This is a genomic window from Inquilinus sp., from assembly GCF_057815775.1.
The window spans coordinates 1-11516 of the sequence record NZ_JBYRFX010000518.1 but is presented as its reverse complement, the minus strand read 5'-3'; the positions used below and the strand labels follow the sequence as shown (position 1 = coordinate 11516).

13 protein-coding genes are annotated in these 11516 nt (G+C 70.1%); 7 read left to right on the top strand and 6 right to left on the bottom strand.

All coding sequences use genetic code 11. The features are described from left to right. Positions 1-165 precede the first annotated feature (165 nt). Together upp and AC3XYG_RS18090 are read left to right on the top strand one after the other, a co-directional pair. Complete coding sequence (gene upp, locus AC3XYG_RS18095) at positions 166-816, top strand: uracil phosphoribosyltransferase (RefSeq protein WP_489141246.1); 651 nt, start codon at positions 166-168, stop codon at positions 814-816. A gap of 5 nt (positions 817-821) precedes the next feature. Continuing rightward, positions 822-1073: a DUF4170 domain-containing protein gene (locus AC3XYG_RS18090; protein ID WP_489141245.1), complete on the top strand. Its 252-nt coding sequence runs from the start codon at positions 822-824 to the stop codon at positions 1071-1073. Between the two features lie 10 nt (positions 1074-1083). Here AC3XYG_RS18090 and AC3XYG_RS18085 read toward each other — a convergent pair whose 3' ends face one another. Then, the gene (locus tag AC3XYG_RS18085) at positions 1084-1542 is read right to left on the bottom strand and encodes a MarR family winged helix-turn-helix transcriptional regulator (protein WP_489141244.1); all 459 of its coding nucleotides are present in this window, start codon (positions 1540-1542) and stop codon (positions 1084-1086) included. A 186-nt stretch (positions 1543-1728) separates the two neighbouring features. On the opposite strand from AC3XYG_RS18085, the gene AC3XYG_RS18080 reads away from it, so the two are divergent. The 4 genes from AC3XYG_RS18080 to AC3XYG_RS18065 all read left to right on the top strand — a co-directional run bounded on the left by AC3XYG_RS18080 (position 1729) and on the right by AC3XYG_RS18065 (position 4914). Continuing rightward, positions 1729-2151 carry an organic hydroperoxide resistance protein gene (locus AC3XYG_RS18080; RefSeq protein WP_489141243.1) on the top strand — a complete coding sequence of 141 codons (423 nt, stop codon included), beginning with the start codon at positions 1729-1731 and terminating at the stop codon, positions 2149-2151. Positions 2152-2210: 59 nt separating this feature from the next. Next, the gene (locus AC3XYG_RS18075; RefSeq protein WP_489141242.1) at positions 2211-2990 is read left to right on the top strand and encodes an alpha/beta fold hydrolase; all 780 of its coding nucleotides are present in this window, start codon (positions 2211-2213) and stop codon (positions 2988-2990) included. Positions 2991-3063: 73 nt separating this feature from the next. After that, the gene (locus tag AC3XYG_RS18070; protein WP_489141241.1) at positions 3064-3633 is read left to right on the top strand and encodes a GNAT family N-acetyltransferase; all 570 of its coding nucleotides are present in this window, start codon (positions 3064-3066) and stop codon (positions 3631-3633) included. An 84-nt stretch (positions 3634-3717) separates the two neighbouring features. Further along, the gene (locus AC3XYG_RS18065) at positions 3718-4914 is read left to right on the top strand and encodes a hypothetical protein (protein WP_489141240.1); all 1197 of its coding nucleotides are present in this window, start codon (positions 3718-3720) and stop codon (positions 4912-4914) included. Between the two features lie 338 nt (positions 4915-5252). On the opposite strand, the gene AC3XYG_RS18060 is transcribed toward AC3XYG_RS18065, so the two are convergent. The 4 genes from AC3XYG_RS18060 to AC3XYG_RS18045 all read right to left on the bottom strand — a co-directional run bounded on the left by AC3XYG_RS18060 (position 5253) and on the right by AC3XYG_RS18045 (position 9905). Beyond that, the gene (locus AC3XYG_RS18060; protein WP_489141239.1) at positions 5253-5603 is read right to left on the bottom strand and encodes a hypothetical protein; all 351 of its coding nucleotides are present in this window, start codon (positions 5601-5603) and stop codon (positions 5253-5255) included. 95 nt (positions 5604-5698) lie between these two features. Beyond that, on the bottom strand, positions 5699-6955 hold the full coding sequence (locus AC3XYG_RS18055; RefSeq protein ID WP_489141238.1) for a DUF763 domain-containing protein: 1257 nt from the start codon (positions 6953-6955) through the stop codon (positions 5699-5701). Positions 6956-7038: 83 nt separating this feature from the next. Then, positions 7039-9192 (bottom strand): methylmalonyl-CoA mutase, encoded by a 2154-nt coding sequence (gene scpA / locus AC3XYG_RS18050; protein ID WP_489141237.1) that lies wholly within the window; start codon positions 9190-9192, stop codon positions 7039-7041. Positions 9193-9266: 74 nt separating this feature from the next. Further along, complete coding sequence (locus AC3XYG_RS18045; protein ID WP_489141236.1) at positions 9267-9905, bottom strand: LysE family translocator; 639 nt, start codon at positions 9903-9905, stop codon at positions 9267-9269. Between the two features lie 287 nt (positions 9906-10192). Between AC3XYG_RS18045 and olsC the strand changes: the two genes are divergently transcribed. Beyond that, positions 10193-11038, top strand: coding sequence for an ornithine lipid ester-linked acyl 2-hydroxylase OlsC (gene olsC, locus AC3XYG_RS18040; protein WP_489141235.1), 846 nt, complete (start codon positions 10193-10195; stop codon positions 11036-11038). Between the two features lie 13 nt (positions 11039-11051). Here the strand turns inward: olsC and AC3XYG_RS18035 are convergent. Then, the coding region (locus AC3XYG_RS18035; RefSeq protein WP_489141234.1) for an isochorismatase family protein at positions 11052-11516 on the bottom strand (465 nt) is incomplete at its 5' end.

Genomic DNA, 11516 nt, shown 5'->3' with positions numbered 1-11516 from the left:
GCCGGTGAAGGTGATGATCGGCGGCCTCGCCGGCTGGCTGGACGAAGGCTTCACCCTCGAGCAGGCATAGCGGCCGGGCGGGCATAGCGGCCGAGTCCGGCGCGCCCCTTGGAACCGTCGGCCCGGCCCTGTATGGTCGGGCCGCAACCGCCGCGCCGAGGCCCGATGAAGACGCTACCCGAATTCCCAAACCTCTTCATCCTCGACCACCCGCTGATCCAGCACAAGCTGTCGCACATCCGCGACAAGGGCCGGTCGACCAACGGGTTCCGCACCCTGCTGCGCGAGATCTCGCTGCTGATGGGCTACGAGATCACCCGCGACCTGCCGATGACCAGCGAGCGGATCGAGACGCCGCTGGAGCCGATGGATGCGCCCGTCCTGATGGGCAAGAAGGTGGCGCTGGTCGCCATCCTGCGCGCCGGGCTGGGCATGACCGAGGGGCTGATCGAGCTGATCCCCTCCGCCCGCCAGGGCCATATCGGCCTGTACCGCGACCACGACACCACGATGCCGGTCGAAGACCGGGTGAAGCTGCCGGAGCCGCAGGGTCGCATCTTCATCGCGGTCGACCCGATGCTGGCCACCGGCAACTCCGCGGTCCACGCGATCGACGTGCTGAACCGGCACGGCGTGCCGGACGAGCTGATCCGCTTCATGGCCCTGGTGGCGGTGCCGGAGGGCGTGCGCACGCTGCATGCCAAGCACCCCACCGTGCGCGTCTACACTGCGGCACTGGACCGCTGCCTCGACGGCAATGCCTATATCCTCCCGGGACTCGGCGACGCCGGGGACCGCATGTTCGGCACGAAGTGACCCCCATGACCGACACCACCCAGCCCAAGCAGCTGCTGCACCTCGTCCTCGGCGGCGACCTCAAGGACCCCACCGGGATCGAGTTCTCCGACCTGTCGAAGCTCGACATCGTCGGCGTCTTCCCGAACTACGCCGAGGCCTATGCCGCCTGGCGGGCCAAGGCGGCGGCGACGGTGGACGACGCGCAGAAGCGCTATTTCGTCGTCCATCTGCACCGGTTGCTGGACCCGGCGACCGACCCCAGCCGCAAGGGCTGAGGGTTCGGTCCTACCCGGCCGCTTCCGCGCTGGCATGCAGGCTGCCGCGCACCTTCAGCAGCGCGTCGCGCAGGTCGCCCGCCGTCTCCATCGTCAGCTCGGCGGCGCAGCCGATCGCTTCGCCCACCGCCGCCACCTCGGCCTGCAGCGCCCGGCCGGCCGGGGTCAGCTGAATGTTGACCACCCGCTCATCGGCGCTGCTGCGCTGGCGCAGCACCAGGCCGGCGGCCTCCAGCCGCTTGAGCAGCGGTGTCAGCGTGCCGGAATCGAGGAACACCTGTTCCCCGATCTCCTTCACCGCCAGGCCGTCGCGTTCCCACAGCACCAGCATGACGATGTATTGCGGGTAGGTCAGGCCAATCCGGTCCAGCAGCGGCTTGTAGATGCGGTTGAACGCATGCGCCGTTGAGTACACGGCGAAGCAGAGCTGGTGGGTCAGGCGCTGGTGGAATTCCAGGGTGTCGGGCATGGCGGAGTCTCCCCCTGCTGGTTCGGGAACAGGGCAATCCGACTCGATACGCCCTGCAATTGAATTGCGCACCATTCAATTTCACGACGCGGCCATGCCGAGATCGAATGTCGGGCAATTCAATTGTGCGCTATTAAATTTCTCGCAAGCGGCACCCTGTCGCTCCCTCTTCAAGCGAGACCGATCATGAGCATCCTCTATCGCACCAAGGCCACGGCAACCGGCGGCCGCGATGGCCGCGCCACCAGCGAAGACGGCAAGCTGTCCGTCGCGCTGACCACGCCGAAGGAGTTGGGCGGCCAGGGCGGCGATGCCACCAACCCGGAGCAGCTGTTCGGCGCCGGCTATTCCGCCTGCTTCCTGAGCGCCCTGAAATACGTCGCCGGCCAGCTGAAGGTGAAGGTCCCGGCGGATGCCACCGTCACCGCCGATGTCGGCGTCGGCCCGCGTGACGACGGCCAGGGCTTCGGCCTGGACGTCGGCCTGATCATCGCCCTGCCGGGCGTGGAGCGCGCCGTGGCCGAGGATCTCGTCGCCCGTGCCCATGTGGTCTGCCCCTATTCGCACGCCACCCGCGGTAATCTCGACGTCCGCCTGACCGTCGCCTGAGCTTTTTGCGGGGCCGGCGCTGACGCCGGCCCTGCCTTTCCCTTTCCTGGAGTTCTCCCATGAGCCTCTCCCTGAAGGCGCTGGCGCTTGCCGCCACCGCGTCCCTGTCGCTCGGTCTCGGTTCGGCTGCTGCCGAGGCGGCGCCCACCGGCGTGAAGAACATCGTCCTGGTCCACGGCGCCTTCGCCGACGGCTCGGGCTGGAACGGCGTTGTCGCCGCGCTGCAGGCCAAGGGCTATCACGTCACCGCGGTGCAGAACCCGCTGACCTCGCTGGCCGACGACGTTGCCGCCACCAAGCGGGTGCTGGCACAGCAGGACGGCCCGACGCTGCTGGTCGGCCATTCCTGGGGTGGCGTGGTGATCACCCAGGCCGGTGCCGACGACCCGAAGGTGGCGGGTCTGGTCTATGTCGCCGCCCTGGCGCCGGATGTGGGCGAGTCCGCGGCCGACGTGTTCAAGAACAAGCCGGCGGCGGTCGAGGCCGACGCCATCCAGCCGGGAGCGGACGGCTTCGCCACCATCCCGGCGGCCCGCTTCCATAGCGCCTTCGCCGCCGATTCCTCGGTGGAGCAGGCGGCGGTGATGGCCGCCACCCAGGGGCCGATCGCGGCCGCGGCCTTCGGTGAAAAGGTCACCGCGGCGGCCTGGAAGTCCCTGCCCTCCTGGTTCCTGGTATCGACCGCCGACCGCGTCATCAACCCGGACCTGGAGCGTTGGGAAGCCCAGCGCATCGGCGCCCATGTCGTGTCGGTGACCGGCAGCCACACCGCTTTCGTCGCCAAGCCGGCGGTGGTCGCCAAGGCGATCGAGGATGCGGCGACGTCGCTGCACAAGTGATTTCCCTCTCCTGAGCGAAGGCCGCCCGTGGCGTTGCACCGCGGGCGGCCTTTCGTTTAGGAGTGGAGGGACGATGACGATCGAACTGCTTGTCCCCTCCCTCGACCGCCTGCCCTTCTATGCCGACGCCCTGCGGCGCGGCTGGTCGCCGGACACTGTCCGCAAGGCCGCTGCCGCTGCGGAGCAATTGGAGCGGATGGCCCAGGACCCGGCCGCCTTCGTCGCCGGGCTGGACGACCCCGAAGCCCGCGGCGGCCCGATCCCGATGCCCGACGGCACCACCGTGCCGCGGCTGCCCGGCTTTCAGCGCTGGCTGTGGGATGGCGAATTCTGCGGCACCATCAACTTGCGCTGGCAGGCCGGCACCGCCGCCCTGCCGCCACATGTGCTGGGCCATATCGGCTATTCCGTGGTGCCGTGGCAGCAGGGGCGCGGCCATGCCACAAGGGCCCTGGCCCTGCTGCTGCCGGAGGCCCGGGCGCGCGGCCTGGCCTATGTCGAGCTGACCACCAACCCCGACAACATCGCGTCGCAGCGGGTGATCCTGGCCAATGGCGGCCGGCTGGTGGAACACTTCCGCAAGGCGGCGGCCTATGGCGGGGGCGAGGCGCTGCGGTTCCGCATCGAGCTGTCGCTGCCGTGATGGAGCCCGCGCCGCCTTTGCCGTAAACCGGTCGGCGATCCGGCCCCGCGATTCGGGGCCTCACAGTTCAGGGCAAGGGCCGGCATGACGGTGCGATTCGACGGATCTTCCTCCGCCCGGCTGGTGCGGCCGGTGCTCGGCATCGCCATCGGCACCGGCGCCTACCTGCTGCTGTACGCCGCCGCCGTGCCGCTGTTCACCCCAGCCTTCGCGCTGCAGGACAACTGGCCCTGGGCGCTGGCCGGCGAATCGCTGTTGGCGCTGCTGCCGTTCCTGGGCTGGGCCCTGGTGGCACGGCGCCAGGGTGGCGGCCGCGTCGCCCTGGCCGGCGCGGTGCTGCTGGCCGTGGCGCTGATCGGCTTTACCGCCCTGCTGCGCCAGCCGCTCGGCCCCGACGACGGCGCGCTGCTGCCGGCCGTGCTGTGGATTGCCGCGGTGGTGGGCGCCGCCGGGCTGACCGTCGGCAGCCATCTGCGGCTGGCCGATGCTGCCGGCCCGGGATCCCTGTCCGCCCTGGCGGCGTCAGCAGCGACGGTGCTGGTGGGCCCGCTGCTGGCCAATCTGGCCCTGTGGCTGCTGGTGCCGGCGGATGCGGAGCTGGCCGTGCCGCCCGGCCCGTTCCTGGCCTGGGCCGTGGTCGGGCTGGCGCTCGGGCTCGGCGCCATGCGCCGCGGCGATGTGCCGACGGCAGCGGCAGAACCGGTGGATTCGGGCGCTGCGGCCGCCCTGGCGACGCTTGGCCTGCTGCTGATCCTGATCCCGACGGCCTGGCTGAGCGCGCTGCGGCCGCTGCTGCTGGACGCCGCCATGGCCGCCCACCCCGAGGCCGCTGGCGGCACGCCGCTGCTGAGCCAGGCGATCATCGCCGGCTTCGTCGCCATTGCCGTGCTGCTGGGGCTCGCCGCCCTGCATCGCGGCGCCGCCACGCTGGTCGCGGCGCCGCTGGCCGGCTTCCTGGTGGCCTGGCTGGTCGGGTCGCTCGACCTCACCGCGCCGGTGTCGCTGGTCTGGGCGGTCGGCGTCGACATCGCCATGGCGCTGGCCCTGCTGGCCGGGATGCACGCCATCCTCGGTGTCCGGGCCGACCCGCTGCGCGTGGCCCTGGCCTGGACCGCAATCCAGGTGGCGACCGTGACCGGCACGCGGGGCGGGCTGACCTGGTGGCGGGCCGAGGGCTTCATTCTGAGTGGATCGATGCGGGATGTCGTCGCCGCCCTGGCCTTGGCGGGGGCGGCGATGCTGTTCGGCATCATCATCCGCCGCCGTCGCCTCCAGCGCTGATATCAGAACGAAAAAAAGCCTCCGGAGGGCTGCTCCGGAGGCTTTGAGTGTAGATCGGGCCGGAGGAACGCCAGCCAGGGACCGGCCCGATCGTCGACGGATCGACGGCTTTCACGATGGCGTCGGCTAGGTCGTCCAGCCCGCCCGATCCGTGATCGTGTGAACGACCGCAAGGCTGGCCGGGAGAGGGCAATGGGTGCTGGGCACGGTTGCCTCCTGTCCCGAGAAGCGATTGCAAATCATTCGCAATCTCAAGATACGCCGATGCCATCAGAGTGCAAGCGGAATTGTCGGGCCGTGCCGGCCGCGGCAGCGCGCCGCAGCCGGCCGGCGTCAGGTCAGTCGAAACCGAGTGGAATGTTGACCGAGATGCTCGGGCCTGGGGCATAGACCCGAGGCGGCGGCGGCGCGTAGTAGACCGGCGGACGCTCATAATAGACGGGCGGGCGTTCGACATAGACCGGCGCGGGCTCGACATAGACCCGCGGGCGTGGCCGCACCACCACCACGTCGGGGCCGCCGTAATAGCCCCGGCCATAGCCGCCGCGGCCGTAATAGCCATCGCCATAGTAGCCGCCATGGTGCCACCAGCCATGCCGCGGCCCATGGGCCAGGGCCGGTGTCGACACCGCCAGGGTGACGGCGGCTGCGGCCAGGAGGCCGGTCAGAATCCGTCGCGTCGTGCTCATCGCGTTCTCATCCTCTGTGGCGCCGGGCGGCCCCGCGGGCCAGACCCACCAACACTCGAACTATTCAACGCATGGCCCGATGCTTCGATCCGGATTCAATCTGGGCATTTTCGTGGCAGCGCCCCCGGCGCCGGTTCCCAGCCGAAGACGCTGCGGCCGCCATAATCGTGCGAGCGGCGACGCTCCTCGGCGATGTGTTCGGGCAGGGTCGGGCCGGTGGCGTGCCGTTCGACCCGCCGGGCCTGGTCGTCGAGACGGCGGATCGCGTCGAGCCGCTCGTCATTGCCCAGCTTCGCGGCGGCGACGGCCGATTTCAGCACCGCGATGGTCTTGTCGTAGACCAGGGTCGGCACCGGATAGGGGTGCCGGTCCTTGCCGCCATGGGCCAGCGAGAAGCGCCCCGGATCGGCGAAGCGGCACGGCGCGCCGTGCACCACCACCGCCACCATGGCCAGCGACCGCACGGTGCGGGCACCGCCGCCCCGCACCCGCAGCAGCTCGCTGAAATCCGCCGGCGCCCGGTCCGCCGCGGCGCTGAGCGCCCCGTGCAGCCGGCGCAGGATCACGTCGCTGGGCCGGACATCGTGATGCGCCGGCATGGTCAAATGCGGCAGGCTCGGCTGGTCCGGCGGTGGCGGCACCCGCCCCTCCAGCACCGCGACCTCGCCGATGATGCGGTCGGGCCCGAGATCGCGCAGCAGGTCGACCTGGCCGTGGCGCGAGGCCCGGGCCCGCCGGTCGGTCAGGTTGACGATCACGCCCTGCCCGGCGCCCTCGATCGCCGTGTGCGGGGCTTCGACGAAGCTCTTCAGATCCTCGGAATGCCAGTGGTAGCGCCGGGCCAGGCGGCTGTCGCCGTTCATGCCCTGCTGCACCACCACCCAGTGCCCGTCATCGGCGACGATGAAGCCGTGCAGATACAGGTCGAAGCCGTCCTGCACCGCGGCGCTGTCGACCTTGGCAACCAGCCGGCTGGCCTGGGCCAGGGCCGCGCCGTCGAAGCCGACGCGCTCGCCGATGGCCACCAGCTCCGCCGGCGTCCGCCGCGAATGCGCGCCGCGGCCGCCGCAGACATGCAGGCCGAGTTCGCCGGCCATCGGCTGCAGGCCACGCTTCAGCGCGCCGACGACGCTGGTGGTGATGCCGGAGGAATGCCAGTCCATGCCCATCACCGCGCCGAAGGACTGGAACCAGAAGGGATGGGCCAGGCGGCGCAGGAAGTCGTCGCGGCCGTAATGGTGGATGATCGCCTCGGCGATGACGGCGCCGAGCCGGGCCATGCGCTGGCCCAGCCAGGCCGGGACCCGGCCATGGTGCAGGGGCAGATCGGCACTGCCGGCCCGTCTCGCCACGGATCCTCCGGAACAAAGAAAGAACGATCCTAGCGCGACGCTCTCGCCATGGCGAGCCCGAAGAGGCAGAGAGCAACGGAGGCCTACGCCGCCGCCACCCGAGCCTTGCTGATCAGGGTCAGGATCTCGCTCGCCGCCTGCGGGATGTTGGTGCCCGGGCCGTAGACGGCGCTGACACCGGCGGCCAGCAGCGTGTCGTAATCCTGCGGCGGGATGACGCCGCCGCACACCACCAGGATGTCGCCAGCACCCTCGGCCTTCAGCGCATCCATCAGCTGCGGCACCAGGGTCAGATGCCCGGCCGCCTGGGACGAGACGCCGACGACATGGACGTCGTTCTCGATCGCCTGGCGCGCCGCCTCCTCCGGCGTCTGGAACAGGGGCCCGATGTCGACGTCGAAGCCGATATCGGCAAAGGCCGTCGCGATCACCTTGGCACCGCGGTCGTGCCCGTCCTGCCCCATCTTCACCACCAGCATGCGCGGCCGGCGGCCCTCGGCCTCGGCGAAGCGCGCCACCTCGGCCTGGATCCTGGCATAGCCCTCGTCGCCGGCGAAGGCGCCGCCATAGACGCCGGAGACCGAGCGGATCACGGCGCGGTGGCGGGTGAACACCAGCTCCAGCGCGTCCGAGATCTCGCCGACCGTCGCCCGCGCCCGGGTCGCCTTGACCGCGAGATCCAGCAGGTTGCCCTCGCCGCTCTGCGCCGCCTCGGTCAGCGCCGTCAGCGCCGCCCGGCAGGCCGCGTCGTCACGGCTGGCGCGGATCCGCTTCAGCTGCGCCACCTGGGCCTCGCGCACCGCGGAGTTGTCGATCGCCAGCACGTCGACATGGTCGGGCTTGTCGGGTGCGTATTTGTTGACGCCGACGATCACCTGCTCGCCGCGGTCGATCCGCGCCTGGCGGCGGGTCGCGCTCTCCTCGATCCGCAGCTTCGGCAGCCCGGCCTCGACCGCCTTGGTCATGCCGCCCATCGCCTCGACCTCGTCGATCAGCGCGGTGGCCTTGTCCGCCAGCTCCTGGGTCAGCGCCTCGATGTAATAGCTGCCGCCGAGCGGGTCGACCGTGCGGGTCACCCCGGCCTCCTCGGCGATGATCAGCTGGGTGTTGCGGGCGATGCGGGCGGAGAAGGGGGTCGGCAGGCCCAGCGCCTCGTCGAAGCTGTTGGTGTGCAGGCTCTGGGTCCCGCCCAGCACCGCGGCCAGCGCCTCGATCGTGGTGCGGACCACGTTGTTGTAGGGATCCTGCTCGGTCAGCGACACGCCGGAGGTCTGGCAATGCGTGCGCAGCATCAGGCTTTCGGCCCGCTTCGGCGCGAAATGCTTCTGCATCAGCTCGGCCCACAGCCGGCGGGCGGCGCGCAGCTTCGCCACCTCGGTGAAGAAATCCATGCCGATGGCGAAGAAGAAGGACAGCCGGCCGGCGAAGGCATCGACGTCGAGCCCGCCGGAGATCGCGGCGCGGACGTATTCCAGCCCGACGGCCAGGGTGTAGGCCAGCTCCTGCACCGCCGTCGCCCCGGCCTCCTGCATGTGGTAGCCGGAGATCGAGATCGAGTTGAACTTCGGCATCCGCTCGGCGGTGTAGGCGATGATGTCGGCGACGATCCGCATCGAAGGCGTCGGCGGGTAGATGTAGGTGTTGCGGACCATGAACTCCTTGAGGATGTCGTTCTGGATGGTGCCGGACAGCTTGGCCTCCGGCACCCCCTGCTCCTCCGCCGCGACGATGTAGCCGGCCAGCACCGGCAGCACCGCGCCGTTCATGGTCATCGACACCGACATGCGGTCGAGCGGGATGCCGTCGAACAGCACCTTCATGTCCTCGACGGAATCGATGGCCACGCCGGCCTTGCCGACATCGCCGACCACGCGCGGGTGGTCGCTGTCGTAGCCGCGATGGGTGGCCAGGTCGAAGGCGACCGAGACGCCCTGCTGCCCCGCCGCCAGGTTGGCGCGGTAGAAGGCGTTCGACGCTTCGGCCGTGGAGAAGCCGGCATATTGCCGGACGGTCCAGGGCCGGCCGGCATACATCGTGCCGCGCACGCCGCGGGTGAAGGGCGCGAAGCCCGGCAGCTCGGCCGTCGCCTGCGCCGGCACGTCGGCCGCGGTGTAGAGCGGCCTGACCGTGACGCCTTCGGCCGTCTCGACCGTCAAATCGGCCAGCTTGCGGTCGCGCAGTTCCTTCTGCGCCAGCGCCTCCCAATCGGCGGGCTTCCGCATCTCGAAAGCGGTCATGGGCGGCACTCCTCCTGTCACGGCGCGAGTATAGGAGGGGCGATGGCCGTGCGCAGCTTTCTTTCGGACCCGGCTCAGTTGCGGCTAAGGGCCATATGCGCGCCGAGGCCGACCAGGGCCGAGCCGCCGGCCACGCGCAGCCAGCGGCCCACCCGTTCGCTGCGGCGCAGCCGAGCCATCGCCCGGTCGATGCACAGCAGGGCGATGACGTCGGCCGCGCAGAACACGGGCACGATGATCATCCCCAGCACCAGGAACTGGCCCCAGACCGGCAGGCTGGCGGCGGGATCGATGAACTGGGGCAGGAAGGCAATGAAGAACAGCGCCGTCTTCGGGTTCAGCAGCTCGACCACCACGCTCTCGGCGAAGGCCCGGCGCGCGGTCTTCTGCACCAGTTGCGGCAGCTGCGGCAGCGCGCCGCCGGCCCGGCGGCTGCGCACCATGCGGATGCCGAGCCAGACGAGATAGGCGGCGCCGAAGAGCTTGACCGCCAGGAACAGGGTCGGCGACCAGCGGAACACTGCCGACAGCCCGGCCGCCGCCGCGGCGACATGGACCAGGTCGCCGACCGCGATGCCGGCAGCGGCGCGCAGCCCCGCCGCCCGACCGCGCGCGACCGCCTGGGCCACGGTGTAGAGGATCGCCGGCCCCGGAATGATCGCGATCAGCACGGTGGCGATGAGGAAGGGCAGAAGATGGGCGAGGGACGGCATGGCGGGTCTCCCGAGTCGCAGGATCCCTCACCGTAACCCGCCGGCAGGGCCGCGTCAGGCCCGGGCCCGATGCCGCAGGACCCGGATGCTGTCTTGACGTTGTCACATTTCCGGCTAGGAATGACTCGCAGACGGAGCGATGGCCACCGCGGTGCCGTTGGTGTACGGGAAGATTCGCCCAGCGGAGCAAGATCCCAACCCGCTCTTTTCTGCGGTATGATGACCGTGGCAGGGAGCAAGTTCGCTGCCTATGCTTGGAAGCGAGAGCACAGTCGGAGTGTGAGACCGTGAACGTCAGCGTCGGAAACCACAGCACCGCGACGCATCCGGGCCAGGTCCTGCCGAAGCAGACGAAGGTCACCGAAGGCATCGACCCGACCCTGGACCGGCCCAGCGCGGTGGCCCGGTTCTTCATGCGCGTCGTGACCTGGGCCGAGCGGCTCAACCTCAAATACACCCTGGTCGGCAACCCCCCGGTCTACGACAACGCCGTCTTCCCCTGGACGGCGGAGATCGAGCGGGAATGGCCACTGATCCGGGCCGAGCTGGACCGCGTGCTGCTGCGCCAGCACGAGCTGCCGAGCTTCCAGGACATCTCGGCCGACGTGAAGACGATCAGCAAGGACACCCACTGGAAGACCTTCTTTCTGGCCGGCTACGGCGCGACGTCGGAGAAGAACATCGCGCAGTGTCCGGAGACCTGGCGCATCGTCCAGAAGATCCCCGGGCTGAAGACGGCGATGTTCTCGATCTTCGAGCCCGGCAAGCATCTGGCGGCACATCGCGGCCCCTATAACGGCGTGCTGCGGCTGCATCTCGGCCTCTTGGTGCCGGAGCCGCGCGACCAGCTGGCGATCCGCGTCGACAAGCAGATCTGCCATTGGGACGAAGGCAAGGCGCTGGTGTTCGACGACGCCTATGAGCACGAGGCCTGGAACCACACCGACAAGACCCGCGTCGTGCTGTTCGTCGACTTCGTCAAGCCGCTGCGCTGGCCGGCGCGGATGGTGAACTGGATGCTGCTGAACCTGGCCGTCTTCACCCCGTTCATCCGCGAGGGCCAGGACGCCCACAAGGAGTGGGAGAAGAAGTTCTACGCCCAAGCCGAGGCGATGCGGAACCAGAAGGGCTGAGAGGCCAGGCGGCCTACGCCCCCAGCCGCTCCAGCACCGCGCCCATGCTCGTCACCGTCGCGAATTCCGCCCCCAGGGTCGCCAGATGGGCGCGCTGCAGATCCTCCGCCGCGATCGTGCCCGTGCCGTCGGGCAGGTCGAAGCAGGCGCAGGCGTCGCCGACCAGGATCGCCCGGTAGCCGAGATTGGCGGCGACCCGCACCGTGGTCGAGACGCACCGGTCGGTCGTCAGGCCGAACACCACCACAGTGTCGATACCCAGCCGCCGCAGCCGCAGATCGAGATCGGTGGCAATGAAGGCGCAATTCACGGATTTCGCCACCACCGGCTCCTCACCCCGCGGCGCGAAGCCCGGCCGGAAGTCGTGGCCGGCATGGGCCGGTGCCAGGGTCGAGCCGGCTTCGACCGAATCGTGCCTGATATGCAGCAGCGGCAGCCCCGCCTGCCGCCAGGCGGCCAGCAGGCGCAGGCCGTTGGC

Bases quoted from the DNA above. Each gene is read 5' to 3' on its own strand.
- upp (WP_489141246.1), top strand. From the start codon at position 166: ATGAAGACGCTACCCGAATTCCCAAACCTCTTCATCCTCGACCACCCG.
- AC3XYG_RS18090 (WP_489141245.1), top strand. From the start codon at position 822: ATGACCGACACCACCCAGCCCAAGCAGCTGCTGCACCTCGTCCTCGGC.
- AC3XYG_RS18085 (WP_489141244.1), bottom strand. From the start codon at position 1,542: ATGCCCGACACCCTGGAATTCCACCAGCGCCTGACCCACCAGCTCTGC.
- AC3XYG_RS18080 (WP_489141243.1), top strand. From the start codon at position 1,729: ATGAGCATCCTCTATCGCACCAAGGCCACGGCAACCGGCGGCCGCGAT.
- AC3XYG_RS18075 (WP_489141242.1), top strand. From the start codon at position 2,211: ATGAGCCTCTCCCTGAAGGCGCTGGCGCTTGCCGCCACCGCGTCCCTG.
- AC3XYG_RS18070 (WP_489141241.1), top strand. From the start codon at position 3,064: ATGACGATCGAACTGCTTGTCCCCTCCCTCGACCGCCTGCCCTTCTAT.
- AC3XYG_RS18065 (WP_489141240.1), top strand. From the start codon at position 3,718: ATGACGGTGCGATTCGACGGATCTTCCTCCGCCCGGCTGGTGCGGCCG.
- AC3XYG_RS18060 (WP_489141239.1), bottom strand. From the start codon at position 5,603: ATGAGCACGACGCGACGGATTCTGACCGGCCTCCTGGCCGCAGCCGCC.
- scpA (WP_489141237.1), bottom strand. From the start codon at position 9,192: ATGACCGCTTTCGAGATGCGGAAGCCCGCCGATTGGGAGGCGCTGGCG.
- AC3XYG_RS18045 (WP_489141236.1), bottom strand. From the start codon at position 9,905: ATGCCGTCCCTCGCCCATCTTCTGCCCTTCCTCATCGCCACCGTGCTG.